A 16069-nucleotide genomic window follows, 5' to 3' on the forward strand; every position below is an offset into this window, starting at 1 on the left:
TAGTGGATCATGCTTTCCAGGAGCCAGCACGTACAAAACTTCGAACTTCTCGACCCCTGCTTAACAGTGTGAATCTTGTGCGCTTCATAGCGAGCACCCCACCGTCAGGAATCGTCCATAAAAAACACGGAAAATATTCAGTGTCCGCATTAATGCCCATTCACTTTGCACTCTTGCAGCGAACGTGTGACGGGAAACAAATGCAACTAAAACGCCATCATCCCTTTTTCTATCCCGAGCCGAAAAAATGGAATTCGTTCACTATTTCAACGACCTATCACCCTGAAAAATAACTCGTGATGCATTATTTATATGCATAGAAACCTGTATCAATTCTGAAATAATTCTGTTGCCAATTGAGTACGTGCGGACTATGTTCTTACGGCGCTCGATAGGGAGCTAATCAGTTTACAGGTGTGCATGGATGCAAAAGTCGAGAGCCGTTAGTGCCGTCCGTTATTCTTTCAAACCTGCTGCAACAGGCGCCCTTTGCGCACTTTCCTTCACTTTCGGCTGTTCTGCCTACGCCGACTATGTCGAACAAGGCAGGTTGGGCGATGCTGCCAGTTGGCGGTCCGCCGAGTTCCAGAGTGACTGGGGACTTGGCCGTATTCAGGCCGAACACGCGTATGCCGCAGGCATCACTGGCGCGGGTGTGAAAATCGGGGCGCTGGACTCGGGTTTTGACCCTTCTCACCCTGAAGCCAGTTCGTCACGTTTTCATGCTGTAACCGCCAGTGGCACCTATGTCGATGGCTCGCCGTTCAGCGTCACCGGCGCCATCAACCCGAACAACGATACTCACGGTACTCATGTGACAGGCACCATGGGCGCAGCCCGGGATGGCGCGGGCGTGCATGGCGTGGCGTACAACGCGCAGATATACGTAGGCAACACCAACAAGAACGACAGCTTTCTGTTCGGTCCGAGTCCGGACCCGCGTTACTTCAAAGCGGTGTATGGCGCACTGGCCGACGCCGGTGTGCGCGCCATCAACAACAGCTGGGGCAGCCAGCCCTCTGACGTGACCTACGCCACCGATGATGGCATGCGCGCTGCCTATGCCCAGCACTACAACCGAGGCACCTGGCTGGACGAAGCGGCCAGCGTCTCGCGCAAGGGCGTGATCAATGTGTTCAGCGCAGGCAACAGCGGTTATGCCAATGCCAGCGTGCGAGCCTCGCTACCGTATTTTCAACCTGACCTGGAAGGCCACTGGCTGGCCGTATCAGGCCTGGACAGCACCAATGGTCAACGCTACAACCAATGCGGCATCGCCAAGTACTGGTGCATCACCACACCTGGACGCCTGATCAACGGCACCGTGCCGGGCGGCGGTTACGGGATAAAGTCCGGTACCTCGATGTCGGCACCCCACGCCACAGGTGCGCTCGCGCTGGTGATGGAACGCTTCCCGTACATGAACAACGAGCAGGCCCTGCAGGTACTGTTGACCACGGCGACTCAACTGGATGGCTCGGTCACCCAGGCACCGAACACCAATGTGGGCTGGGGCGTGGCCAATCTGGAGCGGGCGATGCGCGGTCCGGGCCAGTTGCTCGGCACCTTCGATGCAACACTGGGCGCAGGCCAGACCGATACCTGGAACAACGACATTTCCGACCAGGCTTTGATCCAGCGTCAGGCCGAAGACCGCACCGAGCAGGCCGCATGGCAACAGACGCTGGTCAGCAGAGGCTGGCAGAACGGCGTGGCGAGCGCGGCCAGCCAACAGGACCAGACCGATTATGCAGTCGGCACCGCACGCGCGGCAGCTGCTGCACAGCGCCAGTATCAGGGCAGTCTGATCAAGTCCGGCACGGGCCGGTTGATTCTGGAAGGTGACAACACTTACCGCGGTGACACGCTGGTCAATGCAGGCCTGCTGTCGGTCAACGGCTCGCTGGTGTCTGCAGTGCAGGTCAACACTGGCGGTACGCTGGGTGGCACGGGCCGGATTGGCGGGCTGACGGCGCGCAGCGGTGGCAGCGTTGCGCCGGGTAACTCCATCGGCACCTTGCAGGTCAACGGCGACGTGGTTTTCGAGCCGGGATCGACTTACGCGGTCGAGCTTTCGCCGACAGCCAGCGACCGTCTCATCGCCACAGGCAGTGCGACCGTGTCAGGGGCGAACATGACGCTGGCGCTGGATGAAACACCGGTCGCATTGAATGCTTCATCCGTTCAGACGCTGGAAGGCCGTCAGTACAACGTGTTGCAGGCTGCCAATGGCGTCAACGGCCAGTTTGGCAGCGTGTCGTCGAGCTACGCCTTTCTGGGTGGTCGACTCGATTACGCCGCCACCGGCATCGCCCTGAATATCGATCGCACCGCCGCGTTTGACAGCGTCGCGCAGACGCCCAATCAGGCCGCAGTCGCCACGGCTGCCGAACAGCTGGGTGCCGGAAACGCCGTATACGAAAATCTGTTGCTCTCTCCCTCTGCCGCGTCGGCACGCAACAGCTTCCAGCAGTTGTCCGGCGAGGTTTATCCGGCGATCGGCACCGTGCTGATCAACGACAGTCGCCAGGTGCGCGATGCCGTTGGCGAGCGTCTGAATGCGAGTGCGTTCGGCACCGAGGGCGATACCCCGGCGCAGGACAATGTGTGGCTAAAGGCACTGGGCGCCTGGGGCAAGACCGACTCACGCGATGACACCGCCGGCTACACCACCTCGATTGGCGGTCTGCTGGCCGGTGTCGATGGCAAAGTGGCCGACGACACCCGTCTGGGTCTGGTCGCAGGCTACAGCGACAGCTCGCTTGCCATGGGTTCGAACACACATTCACGTGCATCCGTCGACAGCTACCATCTGGGCGCTTATGTCGGTCATGAAATGGGCGCGCTGCGTCTGACACTGGGCAGTGCCTACAGTTGGCACCGTATCGACGCCAAACGCGATGTTCAGGTTGGCGGCGCAAGCGGTCGGGAAACCACCAAACACGACGCCCAGACCGCGCAGGTGTTCACCGAAGCGGCGTATCGCATCCGCCTGCAGCCAGCGACGATCGAGCCCTTTGCCAACCTTGCTTACGTGCATCTGGCCACTGATGGTTTCACCGAAAAAGGCGACGCAGCCGCCTTGTCAGCCGGTCGCGACAAGCGTGATGCCGTACTGAGCACCCTCGGCGCACGCGCCTTGAAAACCATCTCCCTCAATGATCAACAGAAACTCGAGCTGTCGGGCAGTCTTGGCTGGCAGCACAACCTGAGCGACACCGACTCGCAGCAACATTTGGCGTTCGCATCCAGCGGCGCAAGCTTCGGAATCGAAAGCTCACCTCTGGTACGCGATGCCGCGCTGGTCGGTGCCCACGCCAGTCTGGCAGTGAGCAAGGACGCCCGGGTAAGCCTGGATTACAACGGCCAACTGGCCAGCCGCGAAAAAATCCACGGTATCGGGCTGAGCCTCAACTGGCAGTTCTGATTCCGTAGCCCTCTCGCTTCAAAAAAGAACAACGCGCATGCCCATGCATGCGCGCGGAGTTTTGTGTGCGTCAACTAAGGACGGTAGTTTCATGAACGATGCGTTTATCACCCGACAGACCTCTGTCACCTCCCTTCGTCAGTCCATCAGGGCGATCAACCGCGTCTCCTGCGGCGCACTGACGGTCTACCTCGCGACCATGAACGTTGCGCAGGCCGCGCCTTACGTCGAGACCGGACTGCCCAACAACCCCGCTAGCTGGCGAACGGCCGAATTCAACGCCGACTGGGGACTGGCCGCCATCGAGGCCCAGTACGCCTATGCCGCGGGCTATACCGGCAAGGACATCAAGCTGGGCATTTTCGACCAGCCGGTGTATGCCGCGCACCCGGAGTTTTCGGGTCCGGGCAAAGTGGTCAATCTGGTTACCAGCGGTATACGCGAATACACAGACCCGTACATTCCTGTGAAAGCGGGCGATGTATTTCGCTACGACGGCACACCGACTCTGGACTCCGGGGGAAAGCTCGGCAATCACGGCACGCATGTCGGAGGTATTGCGGGTGGCAGCCGCGATGGCGGCCCCATGCATGGCGTGGCCTTCAATGCGCAGATCATCAGCGCCGACAATGGTGATCCGGGGCCCGAGGACGGAATTGTGCTGGGCAATGACGGTGCCGTCTATAAAGCGGGCTGGGATGCGCTGGTCAACAGCGGCGCTCGTTTGATCAACAACAGTTGGGGCATCGGCATCACCGACCGCTTTGCGAACGGCGGGCGTGATCCAGCCTTTGCGCACTTCACCGTGCAGGACGCACAGGTGCAGTTCGACGAAATCGCGCAGGTTATCGACTCCCCGGAGGGAGGCGCTTACGCAGGTGCTGTCAACGCTGCACGCAGTGGCGTGGTGACGATTTTTGCCGCGGGCAACGATTACAACCTGAACAACCCGGATGCCATGGCCGGTCTGGGGTATTTCGTTCCGGACATCGCACCCGACTGGTTGACCGTTGCCGCGTTGCAACAGAATCCGAACGCGGCTGCGTCGGCCACCACGCCCTACACCTTGAGCACCTTCTCCTCACGTTGCGGCTATACCGCGAGCTTTTGCGTATCGGCACCGGGCACGCGCATTTATAGCGCGGTGATCAACGGCAACAGCCTTGAGAACCTTGCCAGTGACTGGGCCAACAAGAACGGCACCTCCATGGCCGCGCCCCATGTTGCGGGCAGCATGGCAGTGTTGATGGAGCGCTTTCCATATATGACCGGCGCGCAGGTTGCCGAAGTGCTGAAAACCACCGCCACCGACCTCGGCGCCCCAGGCATCGATGCGCTGTACGGCTGGGGCATGATTAACCTGCGCAAGGCCATCGACGGCCCTGCCATGTTCGTGACCGAGGCGGACATTCCGGCTGAATTTCGCATCGAGGGCGGCTATGGGGACAGCCAGTTCGTGGCCAATATTCCGGGCATCGGTGCTGTGGTCGACGCAGGCAAACCCACACAGCGTACGTGCGCCGGGCCGCAGTGCGGGCTGGATGTCTGGAGCAACGACATTTCCGGACATGGCGGTCTGACCAAACAAGGTATCGGCACGCTGATGCTGACCGGCGCAAACACCTACAGCGGGCCAACACTGGTTGATCAAGGCCTCCTGTCGGTGAACGGTTCACTGACATCAGCCGTGATCCTCAACGACAACGCTACGCTGGGTGGCAACGGCCGCATCGGCTCGCTGCTTGCCAGACGCAGCAGCACCGTTGCGCCAGGCAATTCCATCGGTACGCTGCGCGTGGACGGCGATCTTACCCTGGCGCCGGGCTCGCTCTACGCGGTCGAGCTTTCGCCTTCAGGCAGTGACCGGATCGTCGCAGCTGGCACTGCCACAGTCACCGGTGCCAACATGATGCTTTCACTGGAAACCAACCCGTCGCTCCTGAACAACAGCCAGACCAACAGCATCCTCAACCGACCGTTCGATGTACTGCAGGCTGCGGGCGGCGTACAGGGTCAGTTTGATTCGGTCCTGACGAACACTGCGTTTCTGAGTGGAAATCTGGCGTACACCGGCACCGGTATCACCCTGGCCGTCGAGCGCAATGGCAACAGTTTTGCCAGCGCTGCACAAACGTCCAATCAGCGCAGTGTTGCCTCGGCCATCGAGCAATTGGGCGCTGGCAACGCGTTGTATGAGAGTGTGGCGTTGAGTCCGGACACCCTCACGGCTCGTCGCGCGTTCACGCAACTGTCGGGTGAAGTGCATCCGGCCATCGCGACCCAACTGATCAACGACAGTCGTCAATTGCGCGATGCCGTGGGCGACCGCCTGCGGGTCGAAGGGCTGTACGACCAGCCGGCACCGGGCAGCGACGACAATAATGTCTGGGTCAAGGCGCTGGGTGCCTGGGGCAAGAACAGCGGCAGCAGCGACGGCGCCAGCTCGACGTCATCGCTGGGTGGCTTGCTCGCGGGCGTCGACGGCCTGATCAGCGACCACACGCGACTGGGCGCAATGGCCGGTTACAGCGACACCTCGTTGAGCCTGGGTGATGACACTCACTCGCGTGCATCTGCAGACAGCTACCACCTGGGTGCCTATATCGGGCACGAGCAAGGTGCGATGCGTCTCACCGCGGGCGCGTCTCACAGCTGGCACCGCATCGACGTAAAGCGTGACCTGCAATTCGGTCCGTTCTCGGACCGTCAGAAGGTCAAGCGTGATGCGCAGTCCACTCAGGTCTTCACCGAAGCGGCGTACCGTTTGAACGTGCAACCGCTGGCACTGGAGCCGTTCGCCAACCTGGCTTATGTGCATCTGGACAGCGACAGCTTCACCGAGAAAGGCGGCGCCACGGCACTCAAGGGCGGTGACGATACCCGCGACACCGTACTGTCCACGCTGGGTGTACGCGCAGGCAGCCGTTTCAACCTCAACGACACCCAGAAGCTGGACGTTTCGGCAACCCTGGGCTGGCAGCACAACCTGAGCGACACCTCGTCCGAACAACATCTGTCGTTCGTCAGCGGCGTGAACACTTTCGCGGTAAAAAGCGTTTCGATAGACCGTGACGCTGCGGTCGTCGGCGCTCGCGCCAGCCTGGCGCTGGGCAAGGACGCACGCGTCAACCTGGACTACAACGGCCTGCTGGGTTCGCGTGACAAGACTCACGGCGTGGGCCTGTCGCTGGACTGGCAGTTCTGATGGATGCCTGGCTCATGAAACACATCATGGGGTTCTGAAACAACGCGCTTTCCGTGGGACGCGGCTTGCCGGCGATACGTCTTTTCAGGCGCTGTATCAGCGACTGAGCGGACGCCATCCCCGGCAAGCGACTTCCAGCAGTACGCAGTGCATCCACGACACTGTGACACCTGACTTATGACTTATCCACGCCCCGCTTTTTGCCCCTGAACACTCGCCTGTCCAGATTGTTCGACCGCCCGACAATGTGAAAATTTTGTTAAGTATTTGTCCGCGTGAGCTTTTTCTGAAAGAAACAATCTGTCACACTAACGCGAATCATTCTTATCAACATTATCATGCAGCCAAGGAAGGCGTTCAGGGAGTGTCAGGTTCATGTCGGGCCAGCAACTGCAAAGCCGTTTTCGTTTCACGCCATGCCTGTTGGCTATCGGCATCGGGATAGCAACCTCTCAAGGGGTTTTTGCCGCAGAACCCGACCCCGTACAAGCGACCGGTACGATGGAACTGGGCGCCACCGAGATCAGCGACGACCGACTGGGCACGACTACGGAAGGCTCCGGCTCCTACACCACCGGCGTCATGCAGACTGCCACGAAACTGCCCCTGAGCATGCGCGAAACCCCACAAGCCGTGACGGTCATCACCCGCCAGCGCATGGACGACCAGGCCATGACCAGCGTCAACGATGTGGTCAGGAATACACCCGGTCTGTTCCTCAGCCAGGCCAGCGGACCGGGCCGACAGACTTACACCTCCCGCGGCTTTGACATCGACAACATCATGTACGACGGCATTCCCGCCTCGTACTCAGGCTTCACGATGGGCGTGCAGCCGAATCTGGCGATGTTCGACCGCGTCGAAGTGATTCGCGGCGCCACCGGCCTGATCACAGGCGCAGGCAACCCCTCGGCGGCGATCAATATGGTGCGCAAGCGTCCGACGGCAGAACCTCAGGTCTCCCTCACCGGCAGCGCCGGAAGCTGGGACAACTATCGCGGCGAGTTCGATGCATCGAGCAAGCTGAACGACAGCGGCACCCTGCGCGGCCGCGTGGTCGGCTCCTATCAGGATGCCAACAGCTTTCGCGACAAGGAAGAGAGCGACCACGGCCTGTTTTACGGCGTAGTCGAGGCTGACCTGAGCGACGCCACGACCGCCACACTGGGCTATTCGCGCCAGGAAGACGAAACCAACTTCTTCTGGGGCGGCCTGCCACTGGGCACCGATGGACACCACCTGAACCTGCCCCGCTCCACTTACCCAGGATCCGACTGGGAAAAGAAGAAGCTGCAGATCGATACCGTCTTCGCCGAGCTGGAACACCGCTTCGAAAACGACTGGAAACTGCACCTGGCCGGCACCGCCTCGTCCCTGGACGGGCTGTTCTCGGGCACCTACCTGTCGCGCTACAACGGCCCGCTGGAAACCACGGCTTACCAGTCGCGCCCCGAGGAAAAACAGACAGCTTTCGATGCCTTCGCCAGCGGTCCTTTTCAAGCACTGGGGCGCACCCACGAGCTGGTGATCGGAGCCAGTCGACGCGTCTATGACAAGGACAGCAAGGAATACAGCCCCTACGACACCGGCCTGCCGATCGCCGCGCCGAAGCCGAACTTCGTACGCGACGGCAACCTGCACAGCGTTGCCACGCAGGAAGGCGTCTACCTCACTACACGCCTGAGTCTGGCCGATCCGTTGACGATGATTCTGGGGGGTCGTCTGGACTGGTACGACTACGATGACCGCACCGGCGATGGTGATTACAAGGTCACCAAAAACGTGACGCGCTACGGCGGCCTGATCTACAAGCTGGACGACACTTACTCCGTGTATGCCAGCTACACCGACATCTTCCAGCCACAGAACTATCAGGACCTGTCCGGCGCGCAGCTCAAGCCCGTCGTCGGTGAAAACTATGAGGTCGGCATCAAGGGCGAATACTTCAACGGCGCGCTCAACGCGAGCCTCGCGGTGTTCCGCACTGACCAGACCAATCTCGGAACCCAGACCTCGACCCAGGCAGGCTGCCCGGTGCTCACTTGCTACGATGCGTCAGGCCTGGTGCGCAGCCAGGGTGTCGACATGGAGCTGCAAGGTGCACTGACCGAGAACTGGCAGGTTGGCGCAGGCTACACCTTCACCCGCGCCCATTACATGAAGGATGCCGACCCGGCGAACAAGAACCAGCGCTTCGACACCGACACACCTGAACACCTGTTCAAGGTGTCGACCATGTACCGCTTTCAAGGCCCGCTGGAAAAACTGCGCGTAGGCGGCAACGTCTACTGGCAAAGCCGCATGTACAACGACATCGCCCTCACCGACGGCAGCTATCGCCTCGAACAGGGTAGCTATGCCGTCGCCGACCTGATGGCCGGTTATCAGGTCAACAAGCATCTGGACCTGCAACTGAACGCCAACAATGTGTTCGACCGGGTCTACTACGCGGCGATTGGTACCAGCTCGGTATGGGGATCCACCGACACCTACGGCGATCCGCGCAACTACACGCTGACGGCCAAATACAGGTTCTGATTGGTGGAACCGTCGTTCCAAAGGCTGAGGGGTGCAGGGCAAAGCATTGGCACCCCGCTGTCGAGACGGCACCTGTGAGACAACGTATCGATCTATTGATACGGCCACTTTCGGGTGGCTTTTTTTGCAGTCAGTCTGATAAACGTTTGCAAGACAGCTGGAACTTCTTCTTGAAAAAAATACGCCACACCCAGACCCGCACTGCCGAGATGTTCTAAAAAGGGACGTCATGTCCCGTGCCTCCACCGACACGCCTTGTCGATGATTCAATACCAAAGTTCTCGACGCCTCCGGTGAGCGTCTAAATGTAGTCCTCATCCGGTTTGGCCACGATGTCGTCAGCCTCGTTCACGTAATACGGCATGTCGGCTTCGACTCCGTTCTCTCCCGTTTTAGCAACAAGCTGCCTGTACCGTTTGCCGTCCCACAGCCTGAAGATCAGCGTAGAATTTTCCCCACCCGAGAGAATCGAACCTTCACTTCCAATGAGCCTGCTACGGGCGCCAGCTGTCAGAAAGCTGTTCTTTCCAGCGGTCAACCGGCTTTGATCTCCAGCCATCAGCGTACAGTCATTACCTCCCGTCAGTTTGCTTCGATCACCGGCAGTCAGGTAGCTGTTATTACCGGCCAGCAATTTACTGCGATCACCCGCGGTCTGATTACTGTCTGCACCGGCAATCAACTTGCTGCGATCACCGGCCATTTGCACACTGCCCACACCGGCGATAAGGGTGCTGCGAAAGCCCGCTGTCTGCGAACTGCCCTTGCCGGCAATGAGCATGCTTTTGTGCCCGGCAACCTGAATGCTTTCATGGCCCGCGATCAGCGAGCTCCCATAACTTGCAATCTGGTTACTGCCGTAGCCGGCAGTCAAGGAGCTGCGCATTCCCGATGTAAGACTGCTGCCGTAACCTGCAATCAGAACGCTGCGAAGTCCGGCGATCAGCGTACTTCCATAGCCGGCGGTTAACAGACTTCGGATTCCGCTGGTGAGGGTACTGCCATAACCGGCTATCAAAGAACTGTCTTCTCCCGCAGTTGCGGTACTGCCATACCCTGCCGTCAAAGAACTTCCGCGTTCTGCGGTTTGTGTGCTGCCGTATCCCGCAGTCAGGGTACTTTCATACCCTGCTGTTTGGGTGCTGCCGTATCCCGCAGTCAGGGTACTTTCATACCCTGCTGTTTGGGTGCTGCCGTAGCCTGCGATCAGCGAACTGGCAAAACCGGCGGTGGAGGTACTTCCGTAGCCGGTGGTGAGCGAGCTGTTTTCCTGGGCAGTCTGCGTGCTGCCATAACCGGCGGTTAACGTGCTTTCATAACCTGCTGTCTGGGTACTGCCGTAACCTGCGATCAGCGAGCTGGAATAACCGGCAGTAGACGTACTTCCGTAGCCGGTCACCAGGTCACTGAGCTCCTGTGCCGTCTGGGTGCTGCCGTAGCCGGCAGTCAACGTGCTCTCGTAGCCTGCCGTCTGCGTACTGCCGTAACCCGCAATCAGCGAACTGGAATAACCGGCAGTGGATGTGCTTCCGTAGCCGGTAATCAGATCACTGCGCTCCTGTGCCGTCTGCGTACTGCCGTACCCGGCAGTCAGGACACTCTTGAAGCCCGCCGTCTGAGTGCTTCCATATCCGGCTATTAACGAACTGTTCGATCCGGCAGTTGAAGTGCTGCCATAACCTGCAACCAGATCACTACATTCCCGGGCGGTCTGAGTGCTCCCATACCCTGCGGTCAGTGTGCTTCTGTAACTCGCTGTCTGCGTACTGCCATAACCTGCAATCAGCGAACTGCTCGAACCTGCCGTGCCGGTACTTCCATACCCTGCTATCAGATCGCTTCCATCTCCGGCCGTTTGCGTGCTGCCGTAGCCGGCTGTAAGTACACTTCCTTGTTGCGCGGTCTGGGTACTGCCGTAGCCCGCCGTGAGCGAGCTGTCACTGCCAGAGGTCTGTGTGCTGCCGTAGCCGGCGATCAGCGAACTGTCGGCACCTGCTGTCCCGGTGCTGCCGTACCCTGCAGTCAGGTTGCTGCCTTCCTGAGCGGTCTGCGTGCTGCCGTATCCCGCCGTCAGCGCGCTGTCCCCGCCCGAGGTCTGTGTGCTGCCATAACCCGCGATCAGCGAACTGTCAGATCCTGCGGTTCCGGTACTGCCATACCCGGCAGTCAGGTGACTGCCCTCCTGAGCGGTCTGCGTACTGCCGTAGCCTGCCGTGAGCGAACTGTCACTGCCCGATGTCTGGGTACTGCCATATCCGGCAATCAGTGAGCTTTCCGAACCGGCGGTCCCGGTGCTGCCATATCCAGCAGTCAGATTGCTGCCTTCCTGAGCGGTCTGCGTGCTGCCGTATCCCGCCGTCAGCGCACTGTCCCCACCCGAGGTCTGTGTGCTGCCGTAACCCGCGATCAGCGAACTGTCAGATCCTGCGGTTCCGGTACTGCCATACCCGGCAGTCAGATTGCTGCCTTCCTGAGCGGTCTGCGTACTCCCGTAGCCTGCCGTGAGCGAACTGTCACTGCCCGATGTCTGCGTGCTTCCATAACCGGCAATCAGAGAGCTATCGGAGCCTGCGGTGCCAGTGCTGCCGTAACCGGAAGTCAGATTGCTGCCTTGTTGTGCGGTTTGCGTGCTGCCGTAACCGGCCGTCAGTGCGCTGTCACTGCCAGACGTCTGTGTACTTCCGTAGCCTGCAATCAGCGAGCTATCGGAGCCAGCTGTACCGGTACTGCCGTAACCGGAAGTCAGGTGACTGCCCTTCTGGGCCGTCTGTGTACTGCCGTAACCGGCGGTGAGTGAACTGTCTCCCCCGGAGGTTTGCGTGCTGCCATAACCCGCGATCAAGGAACTGTCCGATCCTGCCGTGCCGGTACTGCCGTAACCCGCCGTCAGGTTGCTGCCCTCCTGAGCGGTCTGGGTACTGCCATATCCCGCCGTGAGCGAGCTGTCTTCTCCGGAAGTCTGGGTGCTGCCGTAACCTGCGATCAGCGAACTGTCGGAACCCGCAGTCCCGGTGCTGCCGTAGCCAGCAGTCAGATTGCTGCCTTCTCGTGCAGTCTGGGTACTCCCGTATCCCGCCGTCAGTGAGCTATCTCCGCCCGAGGTCTGCGTACTGCCGTATCCGGCGATGAGTGAGCTGTCGGAGCCCGCAGTCCCGGTGCTGCCGTACCCTGCGGTCAGGTTGCTTCCTTCCTGTGCGGTTTGGGTGCTGCCGTAACCTGCCGTCAGCACACTCTCCCCTCCTGCCGTTTGGGTACTGCCATAACCTGCAACCAGCGAGCTGTCCGAACCCGCGGTTCCTGTACTGCCATAGCCTGCAATCAGGTCGCTGTGGTTACCGGCTGTTTCTGTACTTCCATAACCTGCAATAAGCCTACTGTTGTTTTCGCCACTCAACGTTCCGCCATACGTAGCGGTCTGCAGTGTCTGCGGCGTTGCCGCGGGCAGAGTGTGCTCAGGGTGATCAACTCCGTTGAACAGGGCAACGTCGAAAATCTCGTGACTGGCGGTGTGTTCTGCTACGGGAAAAACGGCGGTTGCAACAGGAGACGAAAGGTTGGCTGCGTAGTCGGCCTGATGTTTCGAAATGAACCGGGATGCACTGATCCTGTCCCCCACATGAACGACTTCCGCACGCGGAAACTTCACCATTCCGAGCTCTTCCAGGCCGATGAGGTCTGTAACAATAACTTCACAGACAACCCATCGAGCATCTGCGTGCAGACTCAGAAAAGCATGTGTCCCTGCCCCCCATAACAAGCCGACCAGTCCGTTCTCGTGCTTTCTTGTCAATTGCCAGTACTTGCATTCAACCATGCCGGAATCGGGCCAGACGAGGCCGCAATGATCGGCCATATTATTGGCACACGTACGCAACACTAACGCCTTATCGATAGTCATTTCAGCATCCTCATAGAACCATCAAAAGAAAAAGCCGCACTCATCGAGCGCCACTTTTTTCAAGACAGTCATTCATGTAAGGTTTTGCATCCAATAGCAGACAGGGGCGCATCGAGCACCTTGCCAAGCGCACCCCGCCCTGAATAACAACTACCGCCATACACTAACAAATATTTGATCGCATAAAGCGATTCACACTAAATAACTTGATAATTTCATAATTAAAGTGCCAAAAAATGCAAAGCAAAACCTGAACAGACTACGCTTGCCAATAGCAGCCTTGTAGAACTGACCCATTGCTTTTTTCAGTTAAACAAACACCTTTATTACATCAACTCTATCAAGCTTATGGCAGGCGAAGCACCCAACACTTAGTTGAATAATAAGTTTTCCATAAGAAACAACCCACTAGCCAGGACAGTAAAAGACTAGGTTTTGTACGAAAAGTCGGCGAGCGAAGGTCAGGCAAGGCAAAAACAGGCGAGGAAGCGGAGTCTACGTGTTGTAAATGAGCATTCCGATCGGACTCGCGCACGAGCCTGTTTTTAACGCAGCATCACCGAGCGCAGCCACTTTTCGTACAGAGCCTAGAACTGGGCTGCATAGGCCTTGAAGGGTCAGGGCACGGCGACGTCGTCGCCGGCCTGCGGGGCGGGCGCAAGGCCGGGCGATCAGCTTGCAAAGGACATGATCGCCAGGATGCGCGGGCAGGCCACCCGTTCTGCCAACATCACTGTTCGCGATAAGGCACGCCCTCATCCGGCCCCAGATAAATCGGGACGCGCCATCCCACATCACGCAATGACCGTTGCACCTGATCTTCAACACCCAGCAGCGAAGCGAAGATCGCCATGCGCACGGCAATGCCGTTGTCCGTCTGCTTGAAAATCGCCAGCCGGGAGTCGAGATTCAGGTCGGTGCTCAGGTCGTTGGCATCCGGTCGCGAGTCCCTTGGCAGCGGGTGCATGATCAGGGTGTTGGCACCGCACACCGCATTGACCAGCGCCTGATTGATCTGGAAATCAGCGCTGTAACCCTCAAGCGTTTCCTGCTCGGCGAAACGCTCTTTCTGAATGCGCGTCGCATAGACCACATCGGCACCTTTCAAGCCGTTGGCCAGATCCTGGGTTTGCTCCACGCGGTGGCCCTTGTCCGCAAGGTATTGCACCAGATGCTCAGGCAGCGCCAGCGCAGTTGGCGAGACCAGGGTGAAGGTCAGGTTGCGATACAGCGCCAGCAGCTTGCTCAACGAGTGCACGGTGCGTCCATATTTGAGATCGCCCACGAACGCGATGTGAGCACCGTCGACCAACTTATCCAGACGCGAGAACTCGCGCTGAATGGTATAGAGATCCAGCAGCGCCTGGCTGGGATGCTCGCCCGGACCGTCGCCTGCGTTGACGACCGGGACATGAGTGGCTTGGGCAAACTCGGCGACCGCGCCCTGTTCAGGATGGCGCACGACAATGACGTCGGCGTAACCGCTGATGACACGGCTGGTGTCGGCGACAGACTCACCTTTGGCCATCGATGAAAAGGTGAATCCGGTGGTGTCGCACACCGCACCGCCCAGCCTTGCAAAAGCCGAGGCGAAACTCAGCCGCGTGCGAGTACTGGCTTCGAAAAACAGATTGGCCAGCACGGCACCCTCAAGCACACGCGTGGTTTTCTGGCGACGAGCGACTGGCTGCATCATGTCGGCGATACGCAGCAGTTCTTCGACAGACTCACGGGTATAGGTCTCGACCGACAGCAAATGCCGGGCAACTTCCTCGTTGCCGTGCGGCCTTGAGCCGACATGCTGCAAAGCACTTGCACTGCCCTTCAGAATCTCCAGAACGAAGCGTTGTGCGATGTCCGGCATCTTGCGCATTTCGACGGACTCGTCAGGTAATAACCAGCTGTCCAGCGCACGGCGCGAGACGCCAAGACGCTGAGCGAGCGCGTCGCGGGTGAAGTTGAGACGGCGCATGGCGTCGCGGAGGAAGACTTGTTGGGACATGTGAAAGACCAAGTCGAATATACACGCTGCGTATACTCAACATCTTTGAATCACAATTCAAGCGTATACACCGATTTAGGCGACAACCTTAGGGACGCTGGACGCTCTGCGCCCCTATACGCGCTGACGACGCAGGCTGACCGGTGATCAGCGCAGGACTTCAGACAGGAGAAATCGGCAATTCACGCTTGTGAGCAGTCTTGAGGTAAGCCGCTTCGATGATCGTCGCAGCCGATGCCGACACATCCTTGCCCAGCAAGTAGTTGTCGATGTCGTCGTAGGTGCAGCCGTACGCCACTTCGTCCAGCTTGCCCGGATCCAGGTCTTCAAGGTCGGCCGTCGGGGCCTTGCTGACGAGGTGGGCCGGAGCACCCAGCGCACTTGCAAGCAGGCGAACCTGACCTTTCGCAAGACCGCTCAGCGGTGCCAGGTCGCAGGCGCCGTCGCCGAACTTGGTGAAGAACCCCATCACGGCCTCGGCGGCGTGGTCGGTCCCGACCACCAGACCACCGACGAAGTTGGCAATCGCATACTGCGCCAGCATCCGGGTACGGGCCTTGACGTTGCCCTTGGCAAAATCGGTCAGCTCCGGGCTCGGATCCAGGCCTTCGATGGAGATTTCGTCCATCACGCTGTCGACCGCACCGGCGATATTCACGTTGGTGATCAGGTCGGGCTGGATAAAGCTCAATGCCGCCTGAGCATCGTGTTCATCGGCCTGAGTCTTGTAAGGCAGGCGCACGGCAACGAATTTAACGTTGTGACCATCGCCTTTCAGCTCATTGACCGCGAGCTGGCAGAGGCGTCCAGTGGTCGATGAGTCCACCCCGCCGCTGATGCCCAGCACCAGCGCTTTGGCGCCGGATTCAAGCAGCACGCCTTTGATGAAGCCGATGCGTCGGGCGATTTCGGCGTTCACGCTGGCAGCGTCGGTGATGCCTCGGTCAATGCCCAAGGCTGACTGGATCTCGGTTTGCAGACTGGTTTGCGTATTCATGA

Annotated in this window: 6 protein-coding genes; 3 read left to right on the top strand and 3 right to left on the bottom strand. The window is 59.3% G+C overall.

Annotation, left to right across the window (positions count from 1 at the left end):
- Nucleotides 1-424: 424 nt before the first annotated feature.
- The 3 genes from eprS to KDX39_RS03865 all read left to right on the top strand — a co-directional run bounded on the left by eprS (nucleotide 425) and on the right by KDX39_RS03865 (nucleotide 9170).
- On the top strand, nucleotides 425-3427 hold the full coding sequence (eprS, locus tag KDX39_RS03855; protein ID WP_231659455.1) for an autotransporter serine peptidase EprS: 3003 nt from the start codon (nucleotides 425-427) through the stop codon (nucleotides 3425-3427).
- 91 nt (nucleotides 3428-3518) lie between these two features.
- On the top strand, nucleotides 3519-6632 hold the full coding sequence (locus tag KDX39_RS03860) for an autotransporter domain-containing protein (RefSeq protein WP_231659456.1): 3114 nt from the start codon (nucleotides 3519-3521) through the stop codon (nucleotides 6630-6632).
- Nucleotides 6633-7007: 375 nt separating this feature from the next.
- On the top strand, nucleotides 7008-9170 hold the full coding sequence (locus KDX39_RS03865) for a TonB-dependent siderophore receptor (RefSeq protein ID WP_231659457.1): 2163 nt from the start codon (nucleotides 7008-7010) through the stop codon (nucleotides 9168-9170).
- 301 nt (nucleotides 9171-9471) lie between these two features.
- Here the strand turns inward: KDX39_RS03865 and KDX39_RS03870 are convergent, their stop codons facing one another.
- The 3 genes from KDX39_RS03870 to nadE all read right to left on the bottom strand — a co-directional run bounded on the left by KDX39_RS03870 (nucleotide 9472) and on the right by nadE (nucleotide 16067).
- On the bottom strand, nucleotides 9472-13023 hold the full coding sequence (locus tag KDX39_RS03870; RefSeq protein ID WP_442964525.1) for an Ice nucleation protein: 3552 nt from the start codon (nucleotides 13021-13023) through the stop codon (nucleotides 9472-9474).
- A gap of 775 nt (nucleotides 13024-13798) precedes the next feature.
- Nucleotides 13799-15070: an aspartate carbamoyltransferase gene (locus tag KDX39_RS03875; RefSeq protein ID WP_231659459.1), complete on the bottom strand. Its 1272-nt coding sequence runs from the start codon at nucleotides 15068-15070 to the stop codon at nucleotides 13799-13801.
- 160 nt (nucleotides 15071-15230) lie between these two features.
- Complete coding sequence (gene nadE, locus KDX39_RS03880) at nucleotides 15231-16067, bottom strand: ammonia-dependent NAD(+) synthetase (protein WP_231659460.1); 837 nt, start codon at nucleotides 16065-16067, stop codon at nucleotides 15231-15233.
- Nucleotides 16068-16069 lie beyond the last annotated feature (2 nt).

This window comes from Pseudomonas sp. CDFA 610, from assembly GCF_021147865.1.
GTDB lineage: Bacteria > Pseudomonadota > Gammaproteobacteria > Pseudomonadales > Pseudomonadaceae > Aquipseudomonas > Aquipseudomonas alliivorans.